Genomic DNA, 12333 nt, shown 5'->3' with positions numbered 1-12333 from the left:
TGAAAATTTTTGCCTCAAACCCTATCGGCGTAAGAACTTCAGGATTTTGTGTCCAGTAGTTCATTGGTATTGTATTGCTTGAACTCAGGCTCTGTAAGACTTTTAGCCATAGCTAGTATGTTTATACGGGGGAAGTCCAGGAATAAAGGAGATTTTTCATGAGTCAAGAGTTAACACCTGCTCTAGAGCCAAAGCGTAAAGGCACATTGGGGGAACAAGTTCGTAAAATTGCCGATCAGCTTCAACAAGATACTGAATTGCAGATTAAAGCGACCTCTCGTATACTAGGAGCCGCCGCTCAGATTAGTGAAAATCACGATCAACTTATTCGTGAGGTTGTTGATATGGTTGAGGAAGATCTAGACAACCAAGCTTGCGTTTATCAGACAATCAACTTCACTGTTGATACTCTTAAGCAGCAGTTTAGAACGCTAAATGAAGCTAAGTATTATTTTGGATTAAAAGCTAATAGTTGGGCAGCTCTTGCTAATAAACTCAACAATCTATCTACTCAAGACTCGATGCCTATTGATTATGACAAGAATTCAATATCAAAACGCTTTGATGTGATTGAAGGTGAGATCAGAGCTATGCGTTCCGAAATAAGTCAGATATTGTTTCTGTTAAAGCTACTTATTCCTGATAAGTCCTCTCTTGATCAATAATGTGGTGGGTTACGGCGAATTTTTAATTATTGGTTAACTGCTTAACTTGTCGTCGCCTAACCCACCCTACATTTAAATTTCGGGTGCTTTTAGGGAATAAAGGGAGAAACTAGGGGTTTTCACTTTAGCCTGTTGCACTAAACTGGGGACGGAATTACGCGCTAGGGCGGTTAATTTATTGGTGGTAGCATCGTAAATCGTCGTCGCCACTTTGGGATAGAGTCCAATGCCGATAATTGGCACTAATAGAGAGGCGATAATAAAGACTTCCCGGGGTTCCGCATCCACTAGGGCATGGTGTTCTTCTAATTCCTTATTTTCCGGTCCGTAGAGAATTTCTCGCAACATGGACAAGAGATAAATCGGGGTGAGAATGACACCGATAGCTGCTAAAAAGACGATAATGACGCGGAAAGTGGGACTATAGGCATCACTGGTGGCAAAACCGATAAATACCATTAATTCCGCCACAAAACCGCTCATCCCGGGCAAAGCCAGGGAAGCGAGGGAACAGGTGGTCCACATGGCAAAAACTTTCTTCATTTTCTTGCCGACACCGCCCATCTCGTCTAACATCAGGGTATGGGTGCGATCGTAGGTACAACCGACCATAAAGAATAAACTCGCCCCAATCAGTCCGTGGGAAATCATCTGTAACATCGCCCCGCTTGTACCAATATCGGTAAAGGAAGCCATGCCAATCAGCACAAATCCCATGTGAGAGATGGAAGAATAGGCAATTTTGCGCTTAAGATTGCGTTGGGCAAAGGAGGTTAAGGCGGCGTAGATAATATTAACTACCCCTAAAATCACCAAAACGGGGGCGAAAACGGCGTGAGCATCGGGTAACATCCCCATATTCATCCTTAAGAGCGCATAACCACCCATTTTCAGCAAAATTCCCGCTAGTAACATGTGGGCAGGGGCAGTGGCTTCGCCGTGGGCATCCGGTAGCCAAGTATGGAGGGGGAAGATGGGCAGTTTTACCCCGTAGGCAATCAGGAAACCAGCGTAGAGGAATAATTGCAGTTTCAGGGGAAAATCCTTGCCAGCAATAGTCACCATGTCAAAGGAGACGGTATCGCCATAAAAAGCCATCGTCAGCGCCGCTACAAGGATAAAGAGAGAGCCTCCGGCGGTGTAAAGGATAAATTTGGTGGCCGCGTAGAGACGGCGTTTACCGCCCCAAATGGAGAGGATCAGATAGACGGGGACTAATTCTAATTCCCAGACGAGGAAGAACAGTAACAGATCCTGGACGGCAAACACCGCAATCTGTCCCCCGTACATCAACAGCATTAGGAAGTAGAATAGTTTCGGTTTAAAAGTCACCGGCCAAGCCGCTAAGATAGCCAGAGTGGTGATAAATCCCGTTAAGATAATCAGAGGCATGGAGAGGCCATCGGCTCCTAAGGACCATCTTAGGTCAATTTCGGGCAACCATTGGTAACTTTCCACTAATTGCAGATTGGGATTAGCGAAATCGTAACTGGTATAGAAAGCGTAGATAATTAGGGCAAAGTCGATTAATCCCACCGTCAGAGCAAACCATCTCACGGTTTTACCGTCTTTATCGGGAATTATGGGAACTAATAAAGCGGCGACGATGGGAAAAAGGATGATGGCAGTTAACCAAGGAAAGTTCGTTAGATTCATCGGCTGTTTTAATATTTATTTAATTGTCAGAATCGAGAAATTAAGCTAGGGCTTTTTGGCGGTTTTACCGGGGAAAACCGCTTTTTTTCTCTTCTTCTCGCGGTTACAGTTAACTGTACCTAAATCAATCTAGCAATTATTTTCCTGTCTTTGTCTATTAATATTGTTAAGTTTCAAGAGACTTCTGGCCTAATTAGGGTTTACTAAAAAAGTTTTTCGGTGGGGGCAGGGTGTGGGGTGTGGGGTGTGGGGTGTAGGGTTTTATACCATTAACCCATCCGACAAATAATTGTGCCTCCCTACTTAATCGGGCAAATCAAAGAGAACGCCCGTCATATAACGCTCTGCCCATTCCCAACCAAAGGCTTTTTCTAGTACACGCCGAGTTTTATCGTTTTTCTGCTGTTGACTACAATAATCCCGTTGTCCCTGTAAATAAATGCGCGCTTCTTCCCCAGAAAGAGGCTGACTTTCCCTAGCACATTTGCAGTGAATTGTCAAGAAATCTGTTACTCTTTGTAAAAATTGTCGTTCCTCGGCGGCGGTTTCGGGACGAATAAACAGACAATATTCCGAGAAAATATGACCCCAAGGCGGCAAATCACGAGCTTGAGCGAAATCGACCCCAGGTAAAGCCGCTAAAGCTTGATTATAGGCACTAGAGAGGGTTTTATCGACACTGGTGGGAGAAAGATCCACAATAGCGGCACTGATTCCCGCTTTGCCGGAGACTATATCACATCCAAACATCGGCAGCGGATATTCTGGACGGGGGAACATGACACAGTGAAGTATATCCAAACCATTGCCCAGTTTAGCCAGTTCTAGGTGCATTTTGCGGAACTGGGGGGTTTGATAGCAGCGATTCTCGATAATTAATTTTTCCCCTTCTAAACGTCCCTCCACATAGCCTAAACCTTCGGGTAACTCAAAGGGCGACAAATCAAGATAATTTTCCCAGTGGGACAGAATTGCTGTGGCTAATTGTCCAATCAGGGGATGAAGTAACGGTAAAATTTCAGGGTTGGTAACGGCTATCATAGGTCAGTTATCAGTTATCAGTTATCAGTTATCAGTTATCAGTCATCAGCTTTTTGCTCCCTATCTCCCGTCTCCTGACTCCTGACATCTAAAATCCACTTTACCCCATGGAGCGATCGAGATTAAAACTGGGAAATATAAAATTAACTTCTTTGTCCTTCTCCCAATTTACCCTATGGTTAGCAGTGCCGCTCGTCCAAGACCTTCCTTAAAAACCCTCTGGCAAAAGATAGAATCTTCTCCCTTGCCAGAAACCGAGGAATCGATTATTTTAAGAATTCTGGTGCAAGCTTTAGTAATCGTCGGTATTATCGCCACCGATGTGGCTACTGATAGTTATACCAGTATTTGGGCCGTTCCTCTCAGTATTATCGGCGGAATCTGGAGTTGGCGACGCAGGAAAAAGCGCAATATTGGGGCAAAATTTTGTATAGCGATCGGAATGTTGGTAGTGTTGGCGCTATTCTTGGGTGATATCGTTGCGATGCAGGATAGTCGCATTGCCTTAACACAATTATTAATTCAATTACAAATTCTCCATAGTTTTGACCTGCCCCGACGCAAAGACTTAGGTTATTCTATGGTAATCGGTTTAATTCTCTTGGGAGTCGCCGGGACAATCTCTCAAACCCTTGCTTTTGCGCCTTGGTTAATCCTCTTTCTGCTTTTATCCCTACCTACCCTAGTTTTAGACTATCGTTCTCGTTTAGGTTTAGATAATCTCAATCAGAGTCTCCCTTTCTTGGCAAAGAAACCCCCCCGTCTAGCTACAAAAAAATTAGTTTCCCCACAAAATTCTCCCCTTTCTCCCAAACGTTTCGGGATTTTCTTTCTGACAATTCTCCTCTTGGGATTGACAATTTTTGCCCTGATGCCGCGTTTTCCTGGTTATCAAATTCAATCTTTTCCCGTCAATAGTCCAGGAGGTATGGAAAATCAGGATTTTGAACAGGGAGACCGACAAATCGTTAACCCCGGCTATGTGCGCGAGGGTGAAACGGGGAATGGTGGCGTAAATGGCGGTAATAGTCCCACTACAGGGTCAGGACAGTTAGATTCCACCTTTTATTACGGTTTTAACCCCCAAATCAACCAAAATTTGCGGGGAAGTATGACTCCCCAGACAGTCATGCGGGTACGTTCCCAAGCCCCCGGATTCTGGCGGGCTATGGCCTTTGATCGCTATACTGGTCAAGGGTGGCAAATCTCGCGAGATCAAGAAGTGGAGGATTTAAATCGCAGTAGTTGGTCCTATCGCTTTTTTGTGCCGCTACCTGCAACCCAAGCCAAAACCCATCAGGTAGTCCAAACTTACAGCATTGTCTCCAGTTTACCGAATATTATCCCCGCTCTTACTTCGCCTCAGTTTCTCTTTTTTCCTACCCGACAGGTATCTTTAGACCGAGAAAATAGCTTAAGGTCGCCGGGGGGGTTAGCGGAAGGGCTAACTTATACTGTAATCTCACAAGTGCCGGAACGCAATCGCAGCCAACTGCGATCGGCACCAGAAACCTACCCTAAGTCTATTCTCAAGCATTATTTACAAATTCCTGCCGAAATTGCCCCGAAAGTCCGCCGAAAAACCGAGGAATTGCTGGCAAAATCTCCCACACCGTTAACCTCTCCCTACGAGAAGGCCCTATATTTAGCCCAAGCATTGAAGCAAAACTACGAATTAAAAGCCGATTTGCCCTTTTTAGCCGAAAATGAGGATTTAGTCTCGGCCTTTTTGTTTCGTTTTCAGGGGGGTTACGCCGATCATTTTTCCACCGTGTTAACGATTATGTTACGCTCGATCGGTATTCCTGCCCGATTAGCCACCGGTTTTGCTCCTGGCCAGTTTAATCCTTTCACTGGCTTTTATGTTGTCCAAAATACGGACGCTTACGCCATCACAGAGGTGTTTTTCCCCGGTTACGGTTGGTACAATTTCGATCCTATCCCGGGCCACGAATTAATTCCCCCATCCTTTGAGCAAGCGGAACCTTTTAGCGTCCTCAAGCAATTTTGGCAATGGGTAGCCGGATGGTTGCCCTCCCCAGTAACGGGTTTTCTCGGTCTGATTTGGGAAAATGTTATCGTTACTATCGGTCAGTTATTGGCCTGGTTATGGCGCTTTATTTCCGGCAGTCTTTTCGGGGGAATTCTCGGCGGTTTAGTGGGGGTCGTCTTCGCTTACGCTGGTTGGTTAGGATGGGGACAGTTCCATCGTTGGCGTCGGGGTCGCCGGTTAGCAAAACTACCACCAATCGAGCGTTTATACCAGCAAATGTTAGGAATCTTAACAGAAGCCGGTTATGGTAAACATCCCGCTCAAACCCCTTTAGAATACGCCACCGCCGCCCGCCGCGTCCAACCGCCGCCAGTGGCGAATATTATCGAGGAGATTGCTTGCGCCTACGTTGATTGGCGTTATGGCGGGAAATCGGCTAATATCGAGAGATTACGCCAACGTTTTCGAGAATTTGTCAAGTTGGTGAAAAAGTGAGCTTGAGCCTATAGTTAGGGTTTGCCGAAAAAGTTTTTCAGCAAATCCTAGATTTAACGATGTCTTAACGCTATTCATAATGTGTCCACATCCGCAGGATTTTAACTATACCCTCAGATTGAATAACTTCGTACACAAGACGATGCTGAATGCTTATTCGCCGAGAGTACACACCATTCAAATCTCCCACTAACTTTTCCTAAGGCGGGGGATTTTGGAATGGATTGACCTGAAGAATGTCAAGTAACATCTGCGCTTTATTTTTTAAATGACTAGAATTAAGCTTCTTAGCTTCTTTCTGCGCCTGTTTGGTGTAAACCAATTTCCACCTCACCATTCTAGCTCCTCAGCACATTCTTCAACCGGCGTTGCCAGTCCCTCCCGAATTGATTCTCGCATCCCCGGAATTGAGAGGAGATATAACGTTTCTTGTACCGATTTCCAATCCCCTTCAGATAGCAAAACTGCATTACCATCGCATCCCTCAATAATAATGGGTTCGTGGGAAACAGTTACTGAATCAATCAAATCCTGCAACTTTTGTTGAGCCTCATTAACCGGGATCATAAATCCTCCTAATTGTTTTCTACCAGTGCCGAAAGAAAATCCTCCGATAATCCTAGCGCCAATTACCCAAACCTGACTCCATTCGTAACTATCTCGGTGCTTACCCTAACGGCACTGGTAAGGCGATATTCTGACTTCATTCCAAACGACAAGTTTAAACAAATCTAAGCGCTTTCCTCACTAGATAATCGTCCTTCAATCGGTTCGTATTCATCTTCCAAGAGCCAGAGTTGAGCCTCTTCATAATCTGGAAACGCCTTGACGAGACGGTACTTTTCAGCAGGATCAAAAACATAACACCCCCTCGCCTTATCGATCAACACTAGCAGGATATAGGGAGGGGACTGCATGGAATCCACCCAAACTTCTAGGAAGCGCCAATTATCCTTCACTAGGTCGGGTTCGAGGAATTGCGTGATATTCGTTGTTTGCATTAATCTTAACCTCGCCGTAGAATAAAGAAGACTTTAAACCATCTGGGCTGATACGACAACCAATCGCTTCGGCAAAGAATAGCCCATAGCGCTCATAGTTTCGAACATTGCCCGTGTATTCACCCCTTTCCATGATAGCCTGAATAACTCGTAGCATTGTATCTTCATCTTTAAACACATGAATAGCTCGTCCTCGTAACAGTAATCTCCGTGATTGTGGAGTATTCGGTAGATGTTTAGAAATATGCTTAGTGTCAAGAAAAATCTCGCGATTAATTCCGCTCATAATGGTTAGACTTCAACGTCTCTAATAATTGCTGGAATCGGCAAGCCGTCTTCCGCTAAAGCCGCAATATAACCGGCAATCGCCTCTTTTATATTAATCAAGGCTTCTTCTTTCGTTTTTCCCTGACTAACACAGCCCTTGAGACTTGGACACTCCACAATCCAATAGCCATCTTCGTCTCGATATACAATGACTTGCCTCATTTTCCCACTCGCTCTTTAAGAAGTGTTAATAATTACCCCTAATCATAGCAAGCAACTCAGCGAAATTTATTTACCGTTCCCACATTAGCCTTCCCCCCAACGTCATCTCTAGATTTAGCCCCGGCGCTGGAGAATACTTACACTAGCGGCACTGGTTTTTCGCAACCAAAGTAAATTACAGATATTAAATTGAGAGTAACTAAACTTGACAATCAGTTTAACAATGCGCTAGAGTAACTGAAACTTCTAGACTGTAACGCTGGCTGAAGGGAAGCTATTAATTTCGACTAAATTTCTTTACTACTAAACTCAGAAAATATAATTATGACAAACTATCAAACAGAAATCCTAATCAAAGTTCCTTTAGATGTTGCTGAAACTTATTGGAATGCAACGGAAGAAGAGCGTCAAAAAATAGCAGAAAAAATCGCTTTTTATGTTCAATCTTCAAATTTATCTAGAAAAGAATCTCTGGACAAATTATATAAAACGATGGATACTATTGGACAAAAAGCACAAGAGAGAGGATTAACCCTTGAAATTTTAGAATCTCTCTTAAATGAAGATGACTAGACGCTTTGTTCTCGATACCAATGTTATTATCAGTTAATATCGAGAGTTTACGCCAACGTTTTCGAGAGTTGCTCAAGCTAGTGAAAAAGTGAGCTTGAGAGCAGTTATCTTAATGGTGAGGTACGAAGTTTTCGTTTTGGGGAGTCGGTCGCCGGTCGTCCATAGCAAATTAGGTTACACTTTATCTTGATGAGAAAGGCTATAAACAACACTATGTTAAGAAATGTAATCAAGGCCGAAACCCTTACTGTTGCCTTGTCTGCACAGTTAACTTTATTTTTGTCCGACTACCGATAATTCTCAGCCAGCAATTTAAGTAGGGAGGCACAATTATTTGTAGGATGGGTTAGCGGTAGCGTAACCCATGCAGGCGTTGGGTTTCATGCTTCAACCCAACCTACGTTCATCTTATATTTAATTCCACCCACCCACTTATAAGCAGATCAATGTCATCTTGTCAAGTATTTGAACAATCAATTCAGATTAAAGCTAGTGCCACGACGGTAGAGCGTTGTATCACGGATTTAGAGTTAATGCGTCGTTGGTTGAATCCATTGTTAGTTTGTGAACCTATCGGGGATTGGAAGACCGATATCGGTGGGAGAAGTCGTTTTTTGATTCAAATTCCCCTAATTCAGCCAACGCTGAAAAGTACGGTGATTGAGAGAGAACCGGGGTTAATTGTCTGGCAATTTGAAGGCTTTTTTCGTGGTTGCGATCGCTGGGAATGTCAACCCAATGATGGCGGCACTTGTCTAATCAATCGTTTTGAGTTTGCGATTCCTAATCCGGTTGTGGGGTGGGGATTCCAGCAATTCGCCGCTAAATGGACTAAAAAGGATATGGAAGCGCAATTAAGACGCTTAAAACGAGTAGCCGAGGAAATTTATCTACTTTCAGCAACAAGTTAAGCTGATGGGGTGGTAAGCGGGGGGTTTTGGGGATGGGAGAATACCCTCACCCCCAACAGCTAACCCCTGATCCCTAATCGATCGAGATCGACTGGGGACCGTTGCCATTATCCTGATTATTGTCGTTAAAACTGACTAATCCCTGCTGTTCTAACCATTTTTTGAGGGGATCGTCCGAGAGTTTCAAGCGCAGTAATCCAGAGGCAAAACCACCGAAAAAAGCGATCGGTTGTTGAATCAGTTCTTTAACAACGGGTTGTAATTCATCGAGAAACATCTTATTCTATCTCCTGATATTGTCACACCTATCAATGTTAAGTTAATTGAAGTGATTCTGTAAGACTAGCATGACTGAAACTCCCAACACGGTGAAAAAATCTTTCCGGCTAACCCCGTTTATTTTCCTAGGAATACTGCTCATCTGGCTAGGAATTAGGTTAATTGCTCCCGATAGCGTTAGTTTATTCGCCGGTACTCGTCCCGATTATTTGGGAGTCAGGGAGGGTAAACTGGCTCCTTGTCCGGTCACTCCTAATTGTGTTAGTAGTCAGAGTCAGGATCAGGCTCATGCGATCGAACCCCTTAGTTATCAGGGTAGCGGCGAAGAAGCGATCGAGCAATTAGCTAAAATTATCGCCTCCCAACCGAGAACTAAAATTATTAGCCAAGATAGTAACTATCTCTACGCCGAATTTAGCAGTCAATGGATGGGATTTGTCGATGATCTGGAATTTTTTCTTAATCCTAGCAAAAATGCGATCGATGTTCGCTCGGCCTCCCGGTTAGGAGAATCGGATTTAAATGTCAATCGAGAACGAGTGGAAACCCTGAGAAAACTCTTTTCAGTGATCAGTAATCAGTAAACGGTGAACTGACTCGGAGAATAATATAAGAAAAATTATGTTTCGTCCCCAACCGATACCAGCAAAAGCAGGACAGGAATCCGTCTGGGATTATCCTCGTCCCCCGCGCCTAGAATTATCGCCTAAACACCTAAAAATTATCTTTAATGGTGTGATAATTGCCGATACTAAAAGCAGTTATCGAGTTCTAGAAACCAGTCATCCTCCAGTTTATTATCTACCGCCCCAAGATATTAAAATGGAATACCTGCAAGCCACAGCAGAAAAGTCTTTTTGTGAGTGGAAAGGTCTAGCGGGATATTACAATATCACCGTTGGCGACCAACAGGCAATTAACGCCGCTTGGTATTATCCGGACCCAACACCAGAGTTTCAGGCAATTAAGAATTATCTGGCTTTTTATCCTGCCAAAATGACCGCTTGTTATGCCGACGGCGAATTAGTACAACCGCAGCCTGGCAACTTTTACGGGGGATGGATAACCTCCGATGTGGTTGGTCCGTTTAAAGGCGCTCCCAATAGTTGGGGCTGGTAATCACGTTAAGTAAGTAGGGTTTGCTGAAAAAGTTGATTGGTGGAGTCAGGAGTCAGGAGATTATTTTTATTTATTCTTCCCACACCCCACACCCCACACCCCACACCCCACACCCCACTTCCCCTTAACTCCTAGTTTCTACTTTTTACGAGAAATTATGACCATATCCCAACCCGATCTAGAACCCACTTGGATGACGATTATTCGCCTCTTGCGCTGGGATAAACCCGCCGGTAGGTTAATTTTGATGATTCCCGCTTTATGGGCGGTATTTTTGGCGGCAGAGGGGGTGCCGCCACTACCCTTGATCGGGGTGATCGTTTTGGGAACTTTGGCCACTAGCGCCGCCGGCTGTGTGGTTAACGATCTTTGGGATCGGGATATCGATCCACAAGTCGATCGCACTCGTAACCGTCCTTTAGCGGCCAGAGCTTTATCGATCAAGGTTGGTTTGATTATCGCTCTAATTGCTTTCTTTTGTGCCGCAATTTTAGCTTTATATCTCAATTTCCTGAGTTTTTGCCTATGTGTGGCCGCCGTTCCCCTGATTATCTGCTATCCCCTCGCCAAGCGTTTTTTTCCTGTACCCCAATTGGTTCTTTCTCTCGCTTGGGGTTTTGCGGTTTTAATCTGTTGGAGTGCCGTCACCGGGTCGTTAAATAGCAATACATTTATATTATGGGGAGCGGTGATTTTTTGGACATTGGCATTTGATACTATTTATGCTCTGTCCGATCGAGAGGATGATCTCAAGGTTGGTATTAACTCTAGTGCCATATTTTTCGGCAAATACGCCCCGGAAGCCGTGGGGGTCTTTTTTGCCCTGACAGTGGGTTTATTGGCTTGGGAGGGGCAAAAAATGCAGTTATCAGCCTTTTTTTGGCTAGGGTTGGTTCTAGCTGCGATCGCTTGGTTGCGTCAATACCGGCTGTTACGTCAATCGGATTTACCTAAACCAGTTTATGGTCAAATGTTCGGTCAAAATGTTTGGGTCGGTTTTATTTTATTAGCGGCTATGATTGGGGGAAGTTTGTATTAAAACTCCCCCAAAAATGTCCCTAGAGTCAGTAACTAAGCTCTTCCTAATTTAAATTGCTTGTTGAGACGAGGCAAGGGGCAAGAGCCAAAAGGCAACCCCCCCAACCCTAGTAGGGTTGATTCATGAATCAACCCTACCTTGAATCAACCCTACCTTGAATCAACCCTACTAGCAGGGGGGGCGAGGGAAATTCGGCTAATCTAAGAATAAGCGGTTTAAATACGTCTTAGCTTATTTCCTATTCTGAATCTGATAATCCCATTACCGTAGCTGATGCGGGTTCACCAGTCATCAAAGCTACCCGTCTTTGAAAATTTTTCTCCACAGCAATGCAGGTATTTAATGGATCTAAAATACCCTTTCTGATTTCCCTTTCCCAAGAATAATTTCTTTCTCGGTGTTTAAATCTTGATAATTGCTGGGTGAAAACAGTAACCACTTGATAAATGATTTTTAAATCGTAAAGAGAGTCAATTTGAGAAATTTTAACCGCTAAAGCCCGAAATTGACGGGATATTTCTTGGGCTTGCTCTTGACTACAGCCATGGTCATGATGATAATAATTAACTACTTCTGCCATGTACTGAGCGTGTTTAGCGGCATTTTGAATACTAAGTAGGTGGGTGGAATTAAATATAAGATGAACGTAGGTTGGGTTGAAGCATGAAACCCAACGCCCCGATGGGTTACGCTACCGCTAACCCATCCTACAAATGATTGTGCCTCCCTACTTATGTTGAGCATTTTCCACAGGGGCAAGAAATCGATCTAATAATAGCTGTTGAGCGTAGGCATCGCGAAGGGAAGAATTAGAGATTATTTGCAATTCGGTCATTCTTTCTTCATGTTTACGGCGATTTTCGGCATAAATCTCCGTCAGAATAGTATCTAACAGCTTGGGAATCGGATAAAAGACATCAATCATAGGAAAATTGGCTCTTCGGGAATTGTTATGCAAATAATTAACTTAAAATAAAATTCGATGAGAGCAACTACGCTCAAAAGTAGCTGAAATTCATACAGGAAAGGACTTAAGGCACAAATAGGTTAATACCAAAAGATAGACAATTGA

At 43.9% G+C, this 12333-nt stretch carries 17 protein-coding genes; 7 read left to right on the top strand and 10 right to left on the bottom strand.

The window, feature by feature from the left end; all coding sequences use genetic code 11:
* Positions 1–158: 158 nt before the first annotated feature.
* Positions 159–665, top strand: a complete 507-nt coding sequence (locus tag PX482_RS21485; protein ID WP_002768563.1) for a hypothetical protein — start codon at positions 159–161, stop codon at positions 663–665.
* A gap of 72 nt (positions 666–737) precedes the next feature.
* Here PX482_RS21485 and ndhD1 read toward each other — a convergent pair whose 3' ends face one another.
* Entirely contained in the window at positions 738–2321 is a 1584-nt protein-coding gene (gene ndhD1, locus PX482_RS21480) for a photosynthetic/respiratory NAD(P)H-quinone oxidoreductase subunit D1 (RefSeq protein WP_002762997.1), read from the bottom strand.
* 303 nt (positions 2322–2624) lie between these two features.
* Complete coding sequence (locus PX482_RS21475; RefSeq protein ID WP_288027035.1) at positions 2625–3362, bottom strand: phycocyanobilin:ferredoxin oxidoreductase; 738 nt, start codon at positions 3360–3362, stop codon at positions 2625–2627.
* 175 nt (positions 3363–3537) lie between these two features.
* Between PX482_RS21475 and PX482_RS21470 the strand changes: the two genes are divergently transcribed.
* Positions 3538–5850 (top strand): transglutaminase TgpA family protein, encoded by a 2313-nt coding sequence (locus PX482_RS21470; RefSeq protein WP_288122997.1) that lies wholly within the window; start codon positions 3538–3540, stop codon positions 5848–5850.
* Positions 5851–5920: 70 nt separating this feature from the next.
* Here the strand turns inward: PX482_RS21470 and PX482_RS28180 are convergent, their stop codons facing one another.
* The 5 genes from PX482_RS28180 to PX482_RS21450 all read right to left on the bottom strand — a co-directional run bounded on the left by PX482_RS28180 (position 5921) and on the right by PX482_RS21450 (position 7340).
* Positions 5921–6040 carry a type II toxin-antitoxin system YoeB family toxin gene (locus PX482_RS28180; protein WP_502845703.1) on the bottom strand — a complete coding sequence of 40 codons (120 nt, stop codon included), beginning with the start codon at positions 6038–6040 and terminating at the stop codon, positions 5921–5923.
* 140 nt (positions 6041–6180) lie between these two features.
* Positions 6181–6417 (bottom strand): type II toxin-antitoxin system Phd/YefM family antitoxin, encoded by a 237-nt coding sequence (locus tag PX482_RS21460; RefSeq protein WP_002762994.1) that lies wholly within the window; start codon positions 6415–6417, stop codon positions 6181–6183.
* Between the two features lie 164 nt (positions 6418–6581).
* Complete coding sequence (locus tag PX482_RS21455) at positions 6582–6851, bottom strand: hypothetical protein (protein WP_002736772.1); 270 nt, start codon at positions 6849–6851, stop codon at positions 6582–6584.
* Entirely contained in the window at positions 6799–7137 is a 339-nt protein-coding gene (locus PX482_RS28175; protein ID WP_002762993.1) for a DUF6972 family protein, read from the bottom strand. Before PX482_RS28175 ends, PX482_RS21455 begins: the two co-directional genes overlap by 53 nt.
* Positions 7138–7142: 5 nt before the next feature.
* Complete coding sequence (locus tag PX482_RS21450; protein WP_002762992.1) at positions 7143–7340, bottom strand: type II toxin-antitoxin system HicB family antitoxin; 198 nt, start codon at positions 7338–7340, stop codon at positions 7143–7145.
* 324 nt (positions 7341–7664) lie between these two features.
* Here PX482_RS21450 and PX482_RS21445 point away from each other — a divergent pair, with 324 nt between their 5' ends.
* Complete coding sequence (locus PX482_RS21445) at positions 7665–7913, top strand: hypothetical protein (protein ID WP_002762990.1); 249 nt, start codon at positions 7665–7667, stop codon at positions 7911–7913.
* A gap of 446 nt (positions 7914–8359) precedes the next feature.
* A complete protein-coding gene (locus PX482_RS21440; RefSeq protein WP_002762988.1) occupies positions 8360–8824 on the top strand; it encodes an SRPBCC family protein in 465 nt (154 codons plus the stop codon).
* A gap of 73 nt (positions 8825–8897) precedes the next feature.
* On the opposite strand, the gene PX482_RS21435 is transcribed toward PX482_RS21440, so the two are convergent.
* Positions 8898–9101, bottom strand: a complete 204-nt coding sequence (locus PX482_RS21435; protein ID WP_002762986.1) for a ssl0294 family protein — start codon at positions 9099–9101, stop codon at positions 8898–8900.
* 70 nt (positions 9102–9171) lie between these two features.
* Here PX482_RS21435 and PX482_RS21430 point away from each other — a divergent pair, with 70 nt between their 5' ends.
* The 3 genes from PX482_RS21430 to PX482_RS21420 all read left to right on the top strand — a co-directional run bounded on the left by PX482_RS21430 (position 9172) and on the right by PX482_RS21420 (position 11261).
* Positions 9172–9687 (top strand): DUF1499 domain-containing protein, encoded by a 516-nt coding sequence (locus PX482_RS21430; RefSeq protein ID WP_002762985.1) that lies wholly within the window; start codon positions 9172–9174, stop codon positions 9685–9687.
* Between the two features lie 37 nt (positions 9688–9724).
* Complete coding sequence (locus PX482_RS21425) at positions 9725–10222, top strand: DUF427 domain-containing protein (protein WP_002762983.1); 498 nt, start codon at positions 9725–9727, stop codon at positions 10220–10222.
* A gap of 157 nt (positions 10223–10379) precedes the next feature.
* Positions 10380–11261, top strand: coding sequence for a 4-hydroxybenzoate solanesyltransferase (locus PX482_RS21420; RefSeq protein ID WP_002762982.1), 882 nt, complete (start codon positions 10380–10382; stop codon positions 11259–11261).
* Positions 11262–11499: 238 nt separating this feature from the next.
* Here PX482_RS21420 and PX482_RS21415 read toward each other — a convergent pair whose 3' ends face one another.
* Positions 11500–11841, bottom strand: a complete 342-nt coding sequence (locus tag PX482_RS21415; RefSeq protein WP_288055016.1) for a hypothetical protein — start codon at positions 11839–11841, stop codon at positions 11500–11502.
* Positions 11842–11988: 147 nt separating this feature from the next.
* Entirely contained in the window at positions 11989–12186 is a 198-nt protein-coding gene (locus tag PX482_RS21410; RefSeq protein ID WP_287971896.1) for a hypothetical protein, read from the bottom strand.
* Positions 12187–12333 lie beyond the last annotated feature (147 nt).

Origin of the sequence: Microcystis sp. M53602_WE12 (assembly GCF_030065455.1) — a bacterium.
Classification (GTDB): domain Bacteria; phylum Cyanobacteriota; class Cyanobacteriia; order Cyanobacteriales; family Microcystaceae; genus Microcystis; species Microcystis aeruginosa.
Note: the sequence above shows the minus strand (reverse complement) of the source record. Positions and strands in the feature narration are given on the sequence as shown.

Coding starts and splice junctions, on each gene's coding strand:
- PX482_RS21435 (WP_002762986.1), bottom strand. CDS start 9,101: ATGTTTCTCGATGAATTACAACCCGTTGTTAAAGAACTGATTCAACAA.
- PX482_RS21445 (WP_002762990.1), top strand. CDS start 7,665: ATGACAAACTATCAAACAGAAATCCTAATCAAAGTTCCTTTAGATGTT.
- PX482_RS21430 (WP_002762985.1), top strand. CDS start 9,172: ATGACTGAAACTCCCAACACGGTGAAAAAATCTTTCCGGCTAACCCCG.
- PX482_RS21425 (WP_002762983.1), top strand. CDS start 9,725: ATGTTTCGTCCCCAACCGATACCAGCAAAAGCAGGACAGGAATCCGTC.
- PX482_RS21420 (WP_002762982.1), top strand. CDS start 10,380: ATGACCATATCCCAACCCGATCTAGAACCCACTTGGATGACGATTATT.
- PX482_RS21410 (WP_287971896.1), bottom strand. CDS start 12,186: ATGATTGATGTCTTTTATCCGATTCCCAAGCTGTTAGATACTATTCTG.
- ndhD1 (WP_002762997.1), bottom strand. CDS start 2,321: ATGAATCTAACGAACTTTCCTTGGTTAACTGCCATCATCCTTTTTCCC.
- PX482_RS21415 (WP_288055016.1), bottom strand. CDS start 11,841: ATGGCAGAAGTAGTTAATTATTATCATCATGACCATGGCTGTAGTCAA.
- PX482_RS28175 (WP_002762993.1), bottom strand. CDS start 7,137: ATGAGCGGAATTAATCGCGAGATTTTTCTTGACACTAAGCATATTTCT.
- PX482_RS21455 (WP_002736772.1), bottom strand. CDS start 6,851: ATGCAAACAACGAATATCACGCAATTCCTCGAACCCGACCTAGTGAAG.
- PX482_RS21470 (WP_288122997.1), top strand. CDS start 3,538: ATGGTTAGCAGTGCCGCTCGTCCAAGACCTTCCTTAAAAACCCTCTGG.
- PX482_RS21450 (WP_002762992.1), bottom strand. CDS start 7,340: ATGAGGCAAGTCATTGTATATCGAGACGAAGATGGCTATTGGATTGTG.
- PX482_RS21475 (WP_288027035.1), bottom strand. CDS start 3,362: ATGATAGCCGTTACCAACCCTGAAATTTTACCGTTACTTCATCCCCTG.
- PX482_RS21460 (WP_002762994.1), bottom strand. CDS start 6,417: ATGATCCCGGTTAATGAGGCTCAACAAAAGTTGCAGGATTTGATTGAT.
- PX482_RS21485 (WP_002768563.1), top strand. CDS start 159: ATGAGTCAAGAGTTAACACCTGCTCTAGAGCCAAAGCGTAAAGGCACA.
- PX482_RS21440 (WP_002762988.1), top strand. CDS start 8,360: ATGTCATCTTGTCAAGTATTTGAACAATCAATTCAGATTAAAGCTAGT.